Source organism: Hymenobacter ginkgonis (assembly GCF_009755225.1).
GTDB lineage: Bacteria > Bacteroidota > Bacteroidia > Cytophagales > Hymenobacteraceae > Hymenobacter > Hymenobacter ginkgonis.
In genome coordinates this window covers 765197-781524 of the sequence record NZ_WQKZ01000001.1, presented here as the reverse complement: position 1 = coordinate 781524, position 16328 = coordinate 765197, and the positions used below count along the sequence as shown (strand labels likewise).

The 16328-nt window shown below is 58.2% G+C and carries 14 protein-coding genes; 7 read left to right on the top strand and 7 right to left on the bottom strand.

Features of this window, described 5'->3' with window-relative positions; genetic code table 11:
* Positions 1–71: 71 nt before the first annotated feature.
* The 3 genes from GO988_RS03035 to GO988_RS03025 all read right to left on the bottom strand — a co-directional run bounded on the left by GO988_RS03035 (position 72) and on the right by GO988_RS03025 (position 5417).
* The gene (locus GO988_RS03035; protein WP_157562772.1) at positions 72–1907 is read right to left on the bottom strand and encodes a M1 family metallopeptidase; all 1836 of its coding nucleotides are present in this window, start codon (positions 1905–1907) and stop codon (positions 72–74) included.
* Between the two features lie 161 nt (positions 1908–2068).
* Positions 2069–3844 (bottom strand): signal peptide peptidase SppA, encoded by a 1776-nt coding sequence (gene sppA, locus GO988_RS03030; RefSeq protein ID WP_157562043.1) that lies wholly within the window; start codon positions 3842–3844, stop codon positions 2069–2071.
* Between the two features lie 280 nt (positions 3845–4124).
* The gene (locus GO988_RS03025) at positions 4125–5417 is read right to left on the bottom strand and encodes a replication-associated recombination protein A (RefSeq protein WP_157562042.1); all 1293 of its coding nucleotides are present in this window, start codon (positions 5415–5417) and stop codon (positions 4125–4127) included.
* 167 nt (positions 5418–5584) lie between these two features.
* On the opposite strand from GO988_RS03025, the gene GO988_RS03020 reads away from it, so the two are divergent.
* The 7 genes from GO988_RS03020 to GO988_RS02990 all read left to right on the top strand — a co-directional run bounded on the left by GO988_RS03020 (position 5585) and on the right by GO988_RS02990 (position 12389).
* Positions 5585–6514, top strand: a complete 930-nt coding sequence (locus GO988_RS03020) for a DMT family transporter (protein WP_157562041.1) — start codon at positions 5585–5587, stop codon at positions 6512–6514.
* A 52-nt stretch (positions 6515–6566) separates the two neighbouring features.
* Positions 6567–7283 carry an SDR family NAD(P)-dependent oxidoreductase gene (locus GO988_RS03015; RefSeq protein ID WP_157562040.1) on the top strand — a complete coding sequence of 239 codons (717 nt, stop codon included), beginning with the start codon at positions 6567–6569 and terminating at the stop codon, positions 7281–7283.
* 2 nt (positions 7284–7285) lie between these two features.
* Positions 7286–8599 carry a cryptochrome/photolyase family protein gene (locus GO988_RS03010; protein ID WP_157562039.1) on the top strand — a complete coding sequence of 438 codons (1314 nt, stop codon included), beginning with the start codon at positions 7286–7288 and terminating at the stop codon, positions 8597–8599.
* A 110-nt stretch (positions 8600–8709) separates the two neighbouring features.
* Positions 8710–9345, top strand: a complete 636-nt coding sequence (locus tag GO988_RS03005; RefSeq protein WP_157562038.1) for a TetR family transcriptional regulator C-terminal domain-containing protein — start codon at positions 8710–8712, stop codon at positions 9343–9345.
* Positions 9346–9481: 136 nt separating this feature from the next.
* Positions 9482–10792, top strand: coding sequence for an ABC1 kinase family protein (locus GO988_RS03000; RefSeq protein ID WP_157562037.1), 1311 nt, complete (start codon positions 9482–9484; stop codon positions 10790–10792).
* A gap of 101 nt (positions 10793–10893) precedes the next feature.
* Positions 10894–11760, top strand: a complete 867-nt coding sequence (locus tag GO988_RS02995) for a dienelactone hydrolase family protein (protein WP_157562036.1) — start codon at positions 10894–10896, stop codon at positions 11758–11760.
* Positions 11761–11915: 155 nt separating this feature from the next.
* Positions 11916–12389, top strand: a complete 474-nt coding sequence (locus GO988_RS02990; RefSeq protein ID WP_157562035.1) for an Mpo1 family 2-hydroxy fatty acid dioxygenase — start codon at positions 11916–11918, stop codon at positions 12387–12389.
* 48 nt (positions 12390–12437) lie between these two features.
* Here GO988_RS02990 and GO988_RS02985 read toward each other — a convergent pair whose 3' ends face one another.
* The 4 genes from GO988_RS02985 to GO988_RS02970 all read right to left on the bottom strand — a co-directional run bounded on the left by GO988_RS02985 (position 12438) and on the right by GO988_RS02970 (position 15924).
* Positions 12438–13283 carry a hypothetical protein gene (locus GO988_RS02985; RefSeq protein ID WP_157562034.1) on the bottom strand — a complete coding sequence of 282 codons (846 nt, stop codon included), beginning with the start codon at positions 13281–13283 and terminating at the stop codon, positions 12438–12440.
* 290 nt (positions 13284–13573) lie between these two features.
* On the bottom strand, positions 13574–14758 hold the full coding sequence (locus tag GO988_RS02980; RefSeq protein ID WP_157562033.1) for an alpha/beta hydrolase: 1185 nt from the start codon (positions 14756–14758) through the stop codon (positions 13574–13576).
* A complete protein-coding gene (locus GO988_RS02975) occupies positions 14755–15231 on the bottom strand; it encodes a DinB family protein (protein WP_157562032.1) in 477 nt (158 codons plus the stop codon). Before GO988_RS02975 ends, GO988_RS02980 begins: the two co-directional genes overlap by 4 nt.
* 12 nt (positions 15232–15243) lie before the next feature.
* The gene (locus tag GO988_RS02970) at positions 15244–15924 is read right to left on the bottom strand and encodes a hypothetical protein (RefSeq protein WP_157562031.1); all 681 of its coding nucleotides are present in this window, start codon (positions 15922–15924) and stop codon (positions 15244–15246) included.
* Between the last annotated feature and the right edge of the window lie 404 nt (positions 15925–16328).

Sequence of the window (16328 nt, the reverse complement as noted above, 5' to 3'; positions counted from 1 at the left end):
ATCAACAACAAAGAACGTCATGCTGAGCTGTTTCGACTAGCTCAGCATGACGTTCCTTTTGCAGCTTGGTGCTACTGCACTGTCAGGCGGTCGTTGCTCGTATCGGCATCCATAAAAAGGCCGTGGTCGAATGATACGGCGCGCACGGCTTTGCCGGGGGGTAGGGTGATGCTGGCTTGCTGCTGATTGGCGCGCCAAAGCTCGGGCGAGCGGTGCAGGGTTTCGCTGCTACCGTCGGCATAAGCTACTTTCAGGTCTACGGGTACGGCAAAACCGCCCACATTTTTCAGGGTAATGACGGTGCCCTGCGCCGTTTTGTCGGCCTTCGCCAAGGCCAGGTCGATGTAACCGTTGGTGAAAAACCAATTCTGAAAAAACCAACTCAAATCCTGGCCAGCGGCGCTGCTCATCGAGTTGAAATAATCCCACGGAATGGGGTGCTTGCCGTGCCAACGGTTCATGTACTCGTGCAGGCATTTCTTGAACAAGTCGTCGCCCAGCATATCCTTAAGCGCCAGGTAGCTTAAGGAAGCTTTGCCATAGGAGTTGTTGCCGTAGCCGGCGCGCAGCTCGCTGCTGGGCGTGATGGTCGGCAGGTCTTCGGCCGTGTTGGGGTCGTGTATCCAGCGGTTTACCCGAAACTTGCGGTAGAAGTCATCGGCAGCGGCAGGGCCATTCTCAACCCGCCCAATGAGCAGCTCAAACGTGGTAGCCCAGCCCTCATCCATAAACGCATAGCGGCTCTCGTTAATGCCCATGTAAAACGGGAAGTACGTGTGGGCAATCTCGTGGTCCTGCACCAGCTGCGCAAATTTGAGGTCTCCTTGCGGGCTGTCGTTCACCATCATCGGGTATTCCATGTCGGCAAAACCCTGGAAGGCCGTCATCTTGGGGAAGGGGTAGGGCACGCCCGGCCAGTTGCGCGAAAACCAGCTCAGCGCATTCTGGCTAAACTTCACCGACGAGTGGAAGTCGGCCGTCGAGTCGGCAAAGGCGGCCTGCACGCTGGCCCGGCGTTTGGTGGCGGGGTCCACAACTACGCTGGCGGCGTCCCACACGTAGTGGTCACTCAGGCCCACCGTCATGTCCGAAATAGCGTTGGCCTTCCACACCCAGGTATTGGTGGGCTGCTGCGCGGTGATACTCTTCTTAGCCAAGTCGGCGGCCGTCGCAATGTGCAGGATGGCATCACTGGTCATGGATTTGGCCAGCTGCTTGGCCACGGCGGGCTGCAATACCTGCTTGGGGTTTTGGAGGGTGCCGGTAGCCCACACAATGTAATTGGCCGGCACTTTCACCCGCAACGTGTAGTCGTTGAAGTCGTTGTAAAACTCCTTGCTATCCACAAACGGCAGCCGGTCCCAGCCGTTGTAGTCGTCGTACACCGCCACGCGGGGGTAGAAATACGCCAGGAAAAACGTCGTCTTATCAATCATGCCTTCCCGGCCGCTTTCCAGCGAAATCGGAAAATGCCAGGCAAACGACAGGCGCACCGAATCGTGGGGCAGCAGCGGGCGCGGCAGCGCCACGGCCTGTACCGTACCGGCCCGGCTGCTATTAAAAGGCTGCCCCTTGCCCGCCACGGCGAAGCTATCGACCTGCACGCCGCTCGTGAGGTAGTCGGGCGAAGCATCGCCATCGCGGGCCGCGCCAGGCTTATGGATATTTTGAATCAGCCGGATAACGAGGCTCTTAAGCGTGTCGGGGCTGTTGTTGAAATACGTAATCTGCTCGCGTCCCCTGATGTCGCGGGCGGGGGGTAGGGCCTGCACCGTAATGTCGTAGCGGGCCGTATTTTGCCAATAGTGAGGGCCGGGGCGGCCGTCGGGCGAGCGGGTTTGCTTGTTGAAGGCGCGGGTGATGTCGCGCGGCAAGTACAACGATGATTGGGCAGTGGCTTGCTGCATAACGCCGACTGCTAGGCCTGTGGCAAGGGCTACCCGAAGGAGTAGATTTGACATGTACTGTTAATTGGTAAAAAGGAAAAAGGGCGTCCTGTCCTCCCGCGTTCGCTAGGCAAACGCGGGAGGACAGGACGCCCTTTTTAAGAAATAGACGCTTCAATACGCTACTTAATTTCTAGTTCATAGGGCAAGCGCGCCTGCACGCCGCGCATCTGCATGAGCTGCTGGTACTGGCGCACGGCGGGGTAGAGCGGGCCAAGTTTGGCTTGCAGCAGGCGGGCTTCGGCCGCAGCCTGGTCGTCGTCATCGTCGCTGATGAAGCGGCTGAAGAACTTCTCGATGCCCGACTTTTGGCGGGGTAGGCGCTGCACCTGGTAGTCGTCGGCCGCCAGGTGGGCGCGGCCGGCGGCAATCTTAAGGGCATCCTCATACGAGCCCAGCACATCGACGAGCCCAATTTTCTTGCCCTCGCTGCCGCTCCACACGCGGCCCGAGGCAATGCGGCGTAGGCGCTCGACGGGCATGTGCCGGCCCAAGGCCGCCTTGCTGGTGAAGTCGGCGTATATCTCGTTTACTTCCAGCTGCATCTGCTGCTTTTCGTAGGGCGAGAGTGCGCGGGTGATGGTGGGCAGGTCGGAGAATTTGCCCGTTGTAACACGGTCTACCGTAACCCCCAACTTATCAGCCAATAGAGGCTGAATATTGGGCAGCACGCCAAACACGCCAATGCTACCGGTAATGCTATTGGGGTGCGCCACAATGGTATCGCAGGCCATGGCAATGTAGTAGCCGCCGCTAGCAGCCACGTCGCTCATGCTGGCGATAATGGGCTTTACTTTCTTAGTCAGCAGCACCTCGCGGTAGATGATATCCGAAGCCAGCGACGAGCCGCCGGGCGAGTTAATGCGCAGCACCACGGCCTTCACCTTATCGTCGAGCCGGGCCTTGCGGATGGCTTCGGCAAACTTGTCGCTGCCGATGTTGTCGTCCGAGCCGCGGCCGGTTACGATGTCGCCTTCGGCGTAAATAACGGCGATGCGGTTGCCGCTCGTTTTGCCTTCCTTTTCATCCGCCTTATCAGCATCCTGGTAGTCACTGAGGGTGACGAGGTTGGGCTTTTTATCCTTGGCTACGCCCAGCTTGCCGCGCATATAGTCCTGCACTTGGTCGTAGTAACCAAGTTTGGTAACCAGGTGCAGCCGCAGCGCGTCCTTGGCATTGTGCACCAACATAGAATCGGAAATGACGTGCAGGCGTGGCACGGCAATCTTGCGGCTATCGGCTACCTGGCTTAACATGTGGTTGTTGAGCGAGTTGAGGTACGATACCGTTTGGTAGCGGGCCGAGTCGGAGAAGTTCTCGCGGAAAAAAGGCTCGACGGCGCTCTTGAACGAGCCTACCCGGAAGATGTAAGGCTCGATGCCCGCCTTGTCGAACAGCCGCTTGTAGAACATGACCTCCGAGCTGAGGCCGTTGAACTCCAGCGTACCCTGCGGATGCAGGTAAATCTCATCCGCCACTGACGAGAGGTAGTAGCTTTTTTCAGAGGAAATTTCGTGGTAAGCCACGATGAACTTGCCGCTCCTTTTGAAGTCGAGCAGCGCGTCGCGTACTTCTTCTAGCGAAGCCATACCGCCTTGCACCAGCTCCAAGTTGAGCAAGATGCCTTTGATGTCGCCATCGCCCTTGGCCCGGCGAATGACCTCTTTAAGCCCCACCAGCCCAATTGTAGACCCATTATTGCCCAGCAGGTCGGCGCTTTTCTTGCGCTCCGAAATGGGCTTATCGAGCTTTAGCTCTAGCACCGAGTTGGCTGCCACCGACTTATCGGAGCCGCTGCTGGCTACCCCAATTAGCCCCGCCAGCACCACAAAGCCGAGGACGGAAAATAACACCAGCCCCACCACGGTGGCCAGCACAAACTTAAAAAATTGTCTCATAAAATCGCGGATTTAAACAGATTGCGCAGATTTAACCAGCGCGAACGGGATAGCCAGAAATGCGGGGCAAGATACACGTCGAAACGGCGCAGAAAAGGCGCTGGGCACGATGCGAAGGTTTATCGCAGGGCCTCGCGCAGTATTACAGTTTCCCTACCCTCCCCGAAACACTCGAGGCCGTAAGTAAGGCAGCCTCATGCCACCTAAATAACCAAGAGCAAACCATCCATAATTGCCAGCTGCACAAAGCTAAGCTTGTTCGCGGCGGTTAAAGCTGCGGTTAATAATTGTACTTGTCTTGCCACCAGCCCCGCAGGCGTTCCCGAATTTTAGCCTCCGCCGGGTTATCGCCGGGGTCGTAGTAGCGGGTGCCGCTGAGGGCTTCGGGCATGAATTCTTGGTAAGTGAAATTGCCCTCGCCGTTGTGCGAATATTGGTAAGCCTGGCCGTAGCCTAGCTCCTTGAGCAGCTTGGTGGGCGCGTTGCGCAGCGGCACGGGCACCGGGTGCACGCCCTGCGCCCGTACTTGCGCCTGCGCCTGCCGGATGGCCGTGTAAGCGGCGTTGCTCTTGGGCGACGTAGCCAGGTAAATAACAGTCTGCGAGAGAATTAAATCCGACTCGGGCAAGCCAATAACGGTGCAGGCCTGGAAGCAGCTTTGGGCCAGCAGCAAGGCATTGGGATTGGCGTTGCCAATGTCTTCGGAACTCAGGATGAGTAGCCGGCGGGCAATGAACTTGACGTCTTCGCCGCCTTCGAGCATCACGGCCAGGTAGTAGAGCGCGGCGTTGGGGTCGGAGCCGCGAATGCTTTTAATAAAGGCCGAAATGACGTCGTAATGCATTTCGCCGCCTTTGTCGTAGCGAGCCAGCGGGCGCTGGGCGGTTTGCTGCACGGCCGCATCGGTGAGCTGCACGCGGCCGTTGGCATCGGGCGCGGTGCTTTGCACCACGAGTTCGAGCAAGCCGAGCAGCTTGCGGGCGTCGCCGCCGCTAAGGGCCAGCAGGGCATGGTCTTCGACGACATCCGTGGGGATTTTACTCAGCACCTCGTCCTCGGCCAACGCCCGGCGCACTATTTCGCGTAGCGTATCGGCGCTCAATGCTTCCAGCGTGTACACTTGGCAGCGCGAAAGCAAGGCCGGAATCACTTCAAACGACGGGTTTTCGGTAGTAGCCCCGATGAGCGTGACCGTACCGTTCTCGACGGCGCCCAGCAGGGCATCTTGCTGCGCCTTGCTAAAGCGGTGAATTTCATCAATAAAGAGCACCGTGCCCGGCTGCTTTTTGGCCCGGTCGATGATTTCGCGCACGTCCTTCACGCCCGCATTGATGGCCGAAAGCATGGCGAAAGGCCGCTTTAGCTCCTCAGCCAGCAGCAGGGCCAGGGTGGTTTTGCCCACGCCCGGCGGCCCCCACAAAATAAGGGAGGGTAGGCGGCCGGCGGCCAGGTAGCGGCGCAGCACACCGTTTTCACCCAATAGATGGGTTTGGCCGGCGTAGTCGGCCAGGCGGCGCGGGCGGCGGCGCTCGGCCAGTGGGGCAGTGGTAGGAGAATCGAAAAGAGAAGCCATAAAAGGGAGTGGTAGCGCGACTTAAGAAGGACGGAGCCAACTTTGTAGTTCGCATTCCCGCGCCGCGCCGTCATTTTGCCGAACGCAAACGGCTGGCGGGCACGAATCACAAAGTTGGCTCCGTCCTTCTTAAGTCGCGCTACTCTCCGCTCCGGCGGCCCTACCCTATGGTTTCTAAGTTACGCTTGCACACGGCCCTGTTTCTTGTTGCGCTCATTTATGCGGGCACGTACAGCTTGGCCAAGGACATTATGCCGCACTACATGCAGCCGCTGGGCATCGTGACGCTGCGCATCGGCGGGGCAGCGTTGTTTTTTGCCTTGATAAAACGCGTAGTGGCACCGCAAGACAAAATAGTGGGCCGGGCCGACAACCTACGTGCCATTGCCTGCGGGCTGCTAGGCATTGCGCTCAACCAGCTTTCGTTTTTCGCTGGCCTCAACCTTACTACCCCCATCAACGCCTCGCTGCTCCAAACCATCTCGCCCATTGTGGTAGTGCTGGCCTCGGCAGTGCTGCTGAGCGAGAAAATAACGCCTACCCGGCTGCTGGGCATCTTGCTGGGTGCCGCGGGCGCAGCGGCGCTCATCCTGAGCCGCCCGGCCAGCGGCAAAGTGCCCGCCGATGCCCTACTGGGCAATGCTTACCTGCTCGTAAACGCGGCCGTATTTGGGCTCTACTTAGTACTGGTGGCGCCGCTTATGCGCACCTACCATGCCTTTACGGTGCTGGCGCGCATCTTTTTGGTGGGAGCCGTGGTGGTGGTGCCGCTGGGCCTGCGCCAGGCACTGGCAGCCGATTATGCGCACTTCCCGCTCTATATCTGGGGCGAAATTGGCTACATGGTATTCTTCCTCACCATTTTGGCTTACCTCTTGAACAACTGGGCATTGAAGTTTGCCTCGCCGGCGCTGCTGGGGGTGTATATCTACTTGCAGCCGGTGCTGGCAGTGCTCATCGCCGTGGCTACGGGTAAGGATATTTTCACCCTCGATAAAGCCTGGCAGGCGGCGCTCATCTTTGTGGGCGTGTGGTTGGTAGGCCGCAAGCCCAAGCCCGCCGCCCTACCCCCCACCGCAGTGCCAACGGCCGACTAAGCTTGGCGCGCACCAGCCAGCAACCTTCACCCAGCCCGGCCGTTAGCCTCGCATGGATTTTACTGGTAAGAATATTCTCATAGTCGGGGCGTCGTCGGGCATTGGGCTGGCCACGGCGCAACGGCTCCAACAGGGTGGCGCCACGCTTTTTACGGCCTCGCGCCACCTACCGGCCGAGTTGGCCGCCTTGGGTACCACCCACTTCCCCTACGACGCTACCCAGCCCGTGGGTGCGGCTTTCGACGGCCTACCCGAGGTGCTGCACGGCTTGGTGTACTGCCCCGGCTCCATCAAGCTGCGGCCGTTCGAGCGCGTACCGGTCGAAGATTTCCGTAGCGATTTTGAGTTGAACGTGCTCGGGGCGGTGCAAGCGCTGCAAGCCACCATCAAGCGCCTAAAGAAGGCTGAAGGCGGGGGGAGCGTGGTGTTGTTTAGCACGGTGGCTGCGGCCGTAGGCATGAGTTTTCATACCAGTATTGCCACCGCTAAAGCGGCCGTTGAGGGCCTAACCCGCGCCCTCGCGGCCGAGTACGCCGCCAGCGGCTTGCGCGTTAATTGCCTGGCGCCCAGCCTCACCGATACGCCATTGGCTGCTGCCTTGCTTAATACACCCGAAAAAGCCGAGGCCGGCGCTAAGCGCCATCCATTGCAGCGCGTGGGCCGTGCCGACGACTTAGCTGCTATGGCGGCCTTCCTCCTCTCCAACCAAGCTACCTTCATCACTGGCCAAGTGCTGGCCGTGGACGGCGGCATGGGAAAATTAAAATAGCTATGAAAATCACGCTTTTCTGGCACCGGCGCGACTTACGCTTTCAAGACAATGCGGGCTTGGCCGCCGCGCTAAAAAGTGGCCATCCGGTGCTGCCGCTGTTCATCTACGACCAGACGATTCTCGAAAAACTGGCGAAGCAGGACGCGCGCCTCACCTTCATTTTCGACCAAGTAGAGCGCCTTGCTAAGGAGGCGCACGAGGCCGGCGGTGGGCTATTGGCCCGCTATGGCAAAGTGCCCGCCGTATTCAAACAGTTGTTGAAGGACTACGACGTGGCAGCCGTGTATACCAACGAAGACTACGAACCCTACGCCACCGAACGCGATACGGCCATCGGGGAGCTGTGCGAGAAAAGTGGCGTAGAATTCAAGGCCTTCAAAGACCAGGTTATTTTCGCCAAAAATGAAGTATTGACTAAAAATGGCAAGCCGTCGAGGGTTTTTGGCGCGTATTCTAAGGCGTGGCAGGCCAAAGTAAAGCCCGAAGATTTTGCGCCCCATCCGTCGCAGCGGCTGTTTAAAAAAGAAAACCTGGCCCTACCCCACCCCGCCGACGCCAGGCGGCCCACCCTTAAAGAACTAGGCTTTGAGCGGCACGAGCAGCCCACGCCGCCGGCCCGCCTCCCCGATGCCGACGTAGTGAAGCACTACGACAAAACCCGCGACTTTCCGGCCGATAACCGGGGCACCACGCACCGCTCGGTGCACCTGCGCTTTGGCACTATCAGCATTCGCCAGCTGATGCACCAGGCGCAGGAGCTGAATGTCAAGCTCTTGAATGAGATGATATGGCGCGACTTCTTTATGATGCTGCTCTGGCACTACCCCAATACGTCGTACGAAGCTTACGACCCTAAAATGCGCCACTTGCCTTACCGCAACGACCCCGAGCAGTACCGGGCTTGGTGCGAGGGCCGCACCGGCTACCCCCTGGTGGATGCCGGCATGCGCCAGCTCAACGAAAACGGCTATATGCACAACCGGGCGCGCATTGCGGCGGCGGGCTTCCTGGTAAAGCAGCTATTTATGGACTGGACCCTGGGCGAGCATTATTTCTCCGAAAAGCTCATCGACTACGACATGAGCAACAACATCGGCAACTGGCAGTGGATGGCGGGTACCGGTGTCGTAGCCGCGCCTTGGTTTCGGGTGTATAGCCCCGATAGCCAGCAGAAGCAATACGACCCGGAGTATAAGTACGTCAAGCAGTGGGTACCCGAGTTTGGCACTGCGAAATACCCGGCACCGATAGTAGACCACAAGTTTGGCCGTGAGCGAGCCATCGACCTTATTCGAAAGGGGCGAAACGCTTAAAAAAGACGGCCTAGAATAAAGAATTACTAATAAGCCGACCAGAAATTAGCAATTCTCCATTCTAGGACGTCTTTTTTAAACTCCCGCTTCCCCGTCGCGGTTATACTCCCATGGAGCCTACCCTGCTAAAGTCCGCTTACCTCGACTATTTGCGCCGCCACGGCCACGCACCCAAAACCGTTTTTGCCTTCGCCGATGCGCAGGGCATTACGGAGGGCGAGTTTTATCGCCACTACGCCTCGTTCGCCGTTATCGACCGCGAAACCTGGGCCGATTTTGGCCGCGAAGCCCGCGACCAAGCTGCGCAAGAGCCTGCGTGGCAGGGCTACGGCGCCCGCGAAAAGCTGCTGGCGTTTTACTACACGCTACTCGAAATTCTTAAGAACAACCGCAGCTTCGTGCTGCTCACGCTAGGCCGCTCGCAGCGGCGCCAGCCCGCGTTGGTACCTAAAGTACTGAACCAGTTTGAGTCTGAATTTAAAGGTTTTGTGCAGGAGCTGTTGCACGAGGGCCGAGCCACCGGCGAGGTAGCCAGCCGGCCCTTTTTACAGGATGGCTACGGACGCATTTTCCTGCGCCAGCTGCAATTCATTCTGCTGTTTTTCGTCCGCGACGAGTCGGCTAATTTCGAGCGCACCGACGCAGCCGTGGAAAAAGCCGTGACGTTGAGCTTCGACTTAGTAGGCCGCAACACGTTTGACTCGGCCCTTGATTTCGGTCGGTTTTTGCTGCACAAGCACTCGTAAGCCTATCAAAAAGCCGTCATGCTGAGGTTGCTGAAGTAGCTCTACCGCATCGTTAGGTGAAGCGGTAGAGCTACTTCGGCAGCCTCAGCATGACGGCCTTTTTATTATAAATTAATAAGCCCTACCCCTCCTATTTATGTCCGACCAACCCCAGGAGTCGCTGCCGACTTCTAAAGTAGCTCGCGCTGCCCGCTTCGCTAAAACCGGCTTGAAAGTAGGCGCCAACTACGTGCAGCACTACGCCAAAAAAGCCGTTGGGGCCGACTCGCCCACTGCCGACTTGCACCAGGCTAACGCTGCCGAACTATACGGTACGCTCAGCGAAATGAAAGGCTCGGTGCTCAAAGTGGCTCAGATGCTGGCCATGGAGAAAAACCTCCTACCCCCCGCTTATGCCGAGCAGTTTCGGCAGGCCCAGTACCAAACGCCTCCGTTGTCGGGGCCGCTGGTAGTCAAGGCTTTTCGCGATGCATTTGGGCATTCGCCGAGCGAAATATTTGAGGAATTTGACCTTAACGCCCGGCAGGCGGCGAGCATTGGGCAGGTGCATTTTGCCCGCAAAAACGGTAAGAATCTGGCGGTGAAAGTGCAATACCCAGGGGTAGGCGCCAGTATCCGGTCCGACATTGCGATGGTGAAACCGGTGGCGCTGCGCATCATGGGCCTAAAGGAAGAAACGCTCCGCCCCTACCTGGCCGAAGTAGAAGCGCGCTTACTCGAAGAAACTGATTATAAGCTAGAACTGAGCCGCGGCCAAGCCGTAGCAGCCAAGTGCGGCCACCTGCCCCACCTACAATTTCCGACGTACTACCCCGCCTTATCGGCCGCCCGCATCTTGGCTATGGACTGGCTGCCCGGCCAGCACATGCAGGAATTTCTGGCCGAAAACCCCACGGCGGAAGTGCGCAACCAGCTGGGCCAGGCGCTCTGGGATTTTTACCAATACCAACTGCGTGAGTTGCGCCAGCTGCACGCCGACCCGCACCCCGGCAATTTCTTGTTCAGCCTCACCGACGGGGGCACGGTAGGCGTGCTCGATTTTGGCTGCGTGAAAGACGTACCGGCCCTGGAGCAGCAGCAATTCCTAGCCTTGCTGGCTCCCGAAACGCTCGCCGACCCTACCCGCCTCGCCGACCTGCTTACCGAAGCCGGCGTACTGCGCCCCACCGATTCGCCGGCATTGCGCAGCATGTATCTGCGCACACTCACGCAATCGCTAACGCTGGTAGGCCAGCCATTCCGCCAGGAAACTTTCGACTTTGGCGACCCCACTTACCTCAAAAGCCTATACGCCCTCGGCGACGACCTGATGCAGGATGCCGACCTGCGCCAACAACGCGAACCGCGGGGCTCAGCCCACTTTGTGTACCTCAACCGCACGTACGTAGGGCTGTTTTCGCTGCTAACCGAGCTGGGCGCAGTAGTACGCACCAAATACAAAGGGTAGGCGCTGCTAGGCAAGTTGCGCCGTTGCTTTCAAACCTCTGCGGAAATGGTTGGTTAGGCTACCACCTCAACTGACCATTTTCTTTTCACGCTTAATCGAATATGAAAAAACTACTCCTGCTACTGGCGGCAGCTTTCTCGCTGGGTACCGCAGCCGCCCAAGCCCCTACGGCCACCGTGCTCAGCTGCTGTGCCCGCCCAGCCACGGCCAGCGCCACCGAAGCCTTCGCCATGCTAGCCACTGACAAGGATTTTTCGGGTGGCCACGATGCTCCCCTACCCTACTCCTATGCGGGTGAGGGCCAGCTGATAACCTTCAAAACTACCGATGGCCAAACCGGCCACGGCTTTGAAATCAAGAGTGCCAAGCCGAGCACTAAATACCTGTTCGTCATCCACGAGTGGTGGGGCCTGAACGACTACATTAAGAAGGAAGCTGCCACGTACGCCCAGGAAATGCCCGGCGTAAATGTTATCGCCCTCGACCTCTACGACGGCCAGGTGGCCACTACCCCCGAGGAAGCTGGCAAGCTGATGCAAGGCGTAAAAACTGAGCGCGCGGCGGCTATCATCAAGGGCGCACAACTATACGCGGGACCCAAAGCGCAGTTTGCCTCGGTGGGCTGGTGCTTCGGCGGCGGCTGGAGCCTGCAAAGCGCGCTGCTCGGCGGCAAGCAAACCGTGGGCTGCGTAATGTATTACGGCATGCCCGAAAAAGACGTGGCTAAGCTCAAAACGCTGAACTCGGACGTGCTGGGCCTCTTTGCTGACCAGGATAAATGGATTAGCCCCGAGGTGGTGAAACAGTTTGAAAAGGATATGGCCGCTGCTGGCAAAAAGACGACGGTAAAGGAATACCCCGCCGACCACGCGTTTGCCAATCCTTCCAACCCCAAATACAATAAAGAGCTGGCCGCTGATGCCCACCAACGCGCCCTAACCTACCTAAAAGCTCGCCTAAAGGCCTGATTGGTCAGCGCTTAATGGGCAGAATAACTTAGTAATCTGGCTTAGTATCTTGAGCGACACTAGGCACTGACTACTAACCCATAACAAAAAGCCCGCTTCGTAGGAAGCGGGCTTTTTTACGTAGTTTTAAGACCCAATCTTTTCCTTTCCCACCCATGACTGCCCTACCCCTCCTACTAGCTGAGTACGGCGAAAGCCACCAGAATCCTACCAATAAATTGGTGCATTGGGTGTGCGTACCGCTCATTATGTTTTCGCTCCTGGGGCTGCTGTGGAGTATTCCAGTACCGGCGACTGTGGCGGCACTAGCTGGCCCCTGGCTCAACTGGGCAACCTTGGTAATGGCAGCCGCGCTGCTCTACTACGTACGGTTGAGCGGGCGGCTGGCCTTGGGCATGGTGTTGGTGTGGTTGGTGCTGGCCGTAGGCCTGCGCCTAGTCGATGGCTTGGCTGGCTTGCCGCTTTGGGGCGTGTGCCTGCTCATTTTCGCGCTAGCTTGGGTGGGCCAGTTTTGGGGCCATAAGGTGGAGGGCAAAAAACCCAGCTTCCTGAAAGACCTGCAATTCTTGTTAGTCGGGCCACTCTGGCTGTTGCACTTCGTGTACCGCCGGCTGGGTTGGAGCTACTAGAAACTATAGGGGGTAGGGCCACTGCCTAGCCACCCTACCCCCAATAGCTTACCCCACTTGCCGCAGGCCCGACAGGCGCGCCGCGAACGCATGCGCCCGGCCATCAACCCTGGCAGGCGCTACTAGCCGGCTGCCAATTTCGGGCCGCTGAGCTTTTTCCAATTCTACCCGGAGCAGCTGGATTTCGGCTGCCAGTTCAGTCCAACTTGCGGCTACTAGGTAGGGCGGCGGGCCCGCAGCCAAACTGGCAACCGGCGAGGTAGCCAAGCTCAGCTGCCGCGCGGCGCCCGCTAGGGGCTGAAACTGCGTAGCATCTGCCGCGGCCACGGCATGCAAATACCGGGGCGAGGTGAGCAGCGTTGCGCCGTAGAACTGGGGCCGGCCACCGGCTGGCGCCAGCATACCCAGTTCGAACGTAGCACGACTAAACCGGCGCAGCAGCGTGGCAGCGGCGGGGGTAGTAGCCAGTTCCCAAGCTTGGCCTAGCGCCTGCAAGGCATCGCCGTAGCCAGCTTCGAGCAGCATCGGCAGCCGGCCAAATACATCGGCAAACAAGTCGGGGCCACCCGGCGGCTGGTCAAATTCGCTGAACGTGCGCAGCCGCGACACTACTGGCAGCTCGCGCCGGGCTAGGGCGGCGTAGTACACGGCCTCCGCCACGGGCGCACCCGTCACGAGCAGCGTCCAGCCCGTGCGCTGGCGGATGAGCTGGCTCAGGGCGCTCAGGTTGGGCAACGTATCGCGGCGCAAACCCAAGTCGGCCAGCGCCCGCCCAAACTCGGGGCGAGCCCAGCGGTGCAATAGCGCCACTTGGCGGTCGAACAGCATCTTCCAGATGGTACCCGAGGCGGGCGCAGCAGGGTGGTGAGGGCGAGCGAGCAGGTGAAGCGTCATGGCGGGGGTAGGATAAAATATCAAAAAAAAGCCCGATTCCAGTTGACCTGGAATCGGGCTTAAAAGCTTAGCTGAGTGAGCGGGGTGGTAGCATTATTAGTTGCTGAGTACCCGTGGCAGCTGGCCATAGAGCCCGATTCCGACTCCCTGTTTGGGGCGGTTATTCAGGCACATAATGACGTGAAGCTGGCGGTTCATACGGTGGCAAATATACAGGCGCTGTTCATATTCGCAAGAAAAAACTTGACGTGCCGCAAAAAAATAATTTGGTAGCCGCTGCCCTACTCAACTCACTCGGCCAGTAGCCAGCGGTAGGCCGGCCCAAACTCGCGCCGCCAAAACCATTCGGCGTGCTGGCCATCGGCCGGCGTTTTAAACGCAATATGCGCAGGAGCCACGCCGCTAGTTAGCAATGCGTTGCGCGCCTCATTCATCAAAGGCACCATGGTTTCGCTTTCCTTGGGGCCGGCCACAAAATAGAAGCGACTGCTAATAAGTGCGGGCTGGTGGCGGCGCTCGTAGCGGAGCAGCGAATCTTTGGCAAACCAGACGGCTGGCGAAAACACCCCTACCCGCCCAAAAACTAGCGGATACTTCAGGCCGGCGTACAGCGCAATCAGCCCTCCCATGCTAGAGCCCGCAATGGCTGTATGCGCCGCATCGGGGCGAGTGCGGTAGTGGGCATCAATGTAAGGCTTGAGCGTGCGGGCCAAAAAGTCGGTATAGCGGTCGCCTTCGCCCCCCTTTTTCAACTCGGCATTTTGCCAGGGAGAGTATTCATCCAGGCGGCGCTCGCCTCCGTTGTCAACGGCCACTACAATGCAGGCTGCGCCTTGCTGGCCAGTTGCATTCAGCTGGTTAAGCGTCTCATCGACGCCCCACTCACCCGAGTAGGCCGTGGCATTATCAAACACATTTTGGCCATCTTGCAGGTATAGCACCGGGTAGCGGCGCTGGTGCTGGCTAGCGTAGCCGGGCGGCAAGTAGAGCCACACGCGGCGAGCGCGGCCCGCCAGTTGCGGTAATCGAAATGAATCGGCAAGAATTTGCACGTTGGCCGCATAGGTGTGCGCCTTAGCAGGGGGGGTAGGCAGGCTGCCACCCGGGCGCTGGTCTTGCCAGTTCGCTACACGTAGCGTAAGCGTGGCCGGGCCCGCGCCAAAGTCGGCATAGCGGTTAGCAATGGCTGCGAAGTGCGCATCGGCCTCGGCAGTAGCCCAGGAACCCCGCGTCAGCTTAAACTCTTGTGGGCCGCGCACTGTGGCGGGCAATACAAGTTGGTAGCTCCCATCGGCCTGCCGACTGAAGGCATAGCCAGGGGCAGCTGGCTGCCACGCGTTGAAGGAGCCGGCTAGGTAGATAAGCTGGTCGGTGGGCGTAGTAGCAGGTACTGGCTGCACACGCAGCGTAGTTTGGGCTGCGGCCACTGATGCCAGCATTGAGAGTAGGCTCAGCAGTAGGGAGTAACGCTTCATAGCGTGGGGCTGTGCCGCACTAGGTTTTTCAAAATCACCACCTGGCCCAAGTGATAATGAATATGCTCGACGCTGCCTTGCAGGTTTTTATAGGCGGAAGAATAGCCAGGCATGATAGGTTCGGACAAGTGGTCTTCGCGCACAGCTCGGATGGCCGCTGCCAGTTCGTAGGCTGACGCGCGGTTGTCGGCTTGCAGGGCATGCCAGTCAGCTTCCGTGTGTATGGTAGGCACATCGAACCCATTAGCCTCCCCTACATCTGTCGCAATTCCTTGCGAGCGCCGCACCATCACCCGGTTCCAAAACGTGAGGTGGTGCAGGATTGCCGCGATGGTGTTGGGCGAAGCGGCCGTGTGCGTGGTAGCCTCGGCTAGCGTCACGTCGTGCAGCGTAGCGGCCAGACTTACCTCCGTCCAATTATTTCCTTCGTGCACCTCGATGACGTGCTGGGCAATTAAGTCGGCTACAATCATCCTACCCCCCGTTTAGCGAATAATATCACCGTGTTCTGAAGCATCCATTTTGCGCAGCGTATATACTGCCCGCACCGAATCTACGCCAGGCAATACATTGACAGCGAAATCGATACGCGAGCCTTTTTTCTGCGGCCCACTCACGAAATGGCGGTATTCTTCAGCCGATTCGCGCACCACATACAGGTCACCAGGGCTAGGCACTTTCAGGCGAGCGTAGGTGCTGCGGCCATCGGGCGCGGCATGTCGTTTCTCACTGCTAGCCAGCATACTTACGCCGGTTAAGCGGTATTTATCAGCATCGACCGTAGTCTTAGGTGGGTCGTAGTTGCTGAGCCCGTCAATAAAGACTTCACGCCGAGCCACTAGGTCTTCGAGCGGCATAGTTTTAAGCAGCACCAGGCTTTTCTCGTCCATCAAAAGCTGTTGTACTGCATTGTTAGGTGCTGCTTGCTGGTAGTATACCAGCACCGGGTCTTTAAGCTTTATCTTATTGATGATGAGCGGCGGCTTGTCATCGGCAGAGGTCTCTACGCGCTTCGCCGACTCAACCGGCGCCGCAAACATTGGCCCAGCCTTCGTACCAGGCCGCGGCTTGCCTTTGCTCGGCACTGGCCGACGCGTTTGGGCCGTGGCCGTGGCAGCTACTCCGAGCAGTAAGCCGAGTACTAAGGGGTAGATAAATAGTTTCATAAAGAATCGAGGTCAGCCAAAAGTACGATGCTGGGCCTTGAGTGGGCAAGTCAGCCCTTTACGCAAGCAATCTAAGCAACTGTAAGTATCAGCGCTCCTCGAAATAGGCACCAAAATAATGGCATTAAATAAGCAAACCTAAAACCTCATTGCTTTATGAATGAGTCCTTGGAGATTTCAGGTGAAATCTCCAAGTGCTTGTTGCTATTCACACTATTTTTTATGCGCTTCGTACAAAAAAAGCGAAATTATTTCAGCCTGCCTGAGCGGTATCACAACCATTAGAGACGCTTATTCCCTATTTTTTAGAAAGGCTGCCTCAGAGCAAATATCCTTGAGCATTATTGCTATTTTTCCTACCTAGTCGCCTGTCTAATAAGTCTCTTGATAATAAATTAAATAGT

Bases quoted from the DNA above. Each gene is read 5' to 3' on its own strand.
- GO988_RS03035 (WP_157562772.1), bottom strand. From the start codon at position 1,907: ATGCAGCAAGCCACTGCCCAATCATCGTTGTACTTGCCGCGCGACATC.
- sppA (WP_157562043.1), bottom strand. From the start codon at position 3,844: ATGAGACAATTTTTTAAGTTTGTGCTGGCCACCGTGGTGGGGCTGGTG.
- GO988_RS03025 (WP_157562042.1), bottom strand. From the start codon at position 5,417: ATGGCTTCTCTTTTCGATTCTCCTACCACTGCCCCACTGGCCGAGCGC.
- GO988_RS03020 (WP_157562041.1), top strand. From the start codon at position 5,585: ATGGTTTCTAAGTTACGCTTGCACACGGCCCTGTTTCTTGTTGCGCTC.
- GO988_RS03015 (WP_157562040.1), top strand. From the start codon at position 6,567: ATGGATTTTACTGGTAAGAATATTCTCATAGTCGGGGCGTCGTCGGGC.
- GO988_RS03010 (WP_157562039.1), top strand. From the start codon at position 7,286: ATGAAAATCACGCTTTTCTGGCACCGGCGCGACTTACGCTTTCAAGAC.
- GO988_RS03005 (WP_157562038.1), top strand. From the start codon at position 8,710: ATGGAGCCTACCCTGCTAAAGTCCGCTTACCTCGACTATTTGCGCCGC.
- GO988_RS03000 (WP_157562037.1), top strand. From the start codon at position 9,482: ATGTCCGACCAACCCCAGGAGTCGCTGCCGACTTCTAAAGTAGCTCGC.
- GO988_RS02995 (WP_157562036.1), top strand. From the start codon at position 10,894: ATGAAAAAACTACTCCTGCTACTGGCGGCAGCTTTCTCGCTGGGTACC.
- GO988_RS02990 (WP_157562035.1), top strand. From the start codon at position 11,916: ATGACTGCCCTACCCCTCCTACTAGCTGAGTACGGCGAAAGCCACCAG.
- GO988_RS02985 (WP_157562034.1), bottom strand. From the start codon at position 13,283: ATGACGCTTCACCTGCTCGCTCGCCCTCACCACCCTGCTGCGCCCGCC.
- GO988_RS02980 (WP_157562033.1), bottom strand. From the start codon at position 14,758: ATGAAGCGTTACTCCCTACTGCTGAGCCTACTCTCAATGCTGGCATCA.
- GO988_RS02975 (WP_157562032.1), bottom strand. From the start codon at position 15,231: ATGATTGTAGCCGACTTAATTGCCCAGCACGTCATCGAGGTGCACGAA.
- GO988_RS02970 (WP_157562031.1), bottom strand. From the start codon at position 15,924: ATGAAACTATTTATCTACCCCTTAGTACTCGGCTTACTGCTCGGAGTA.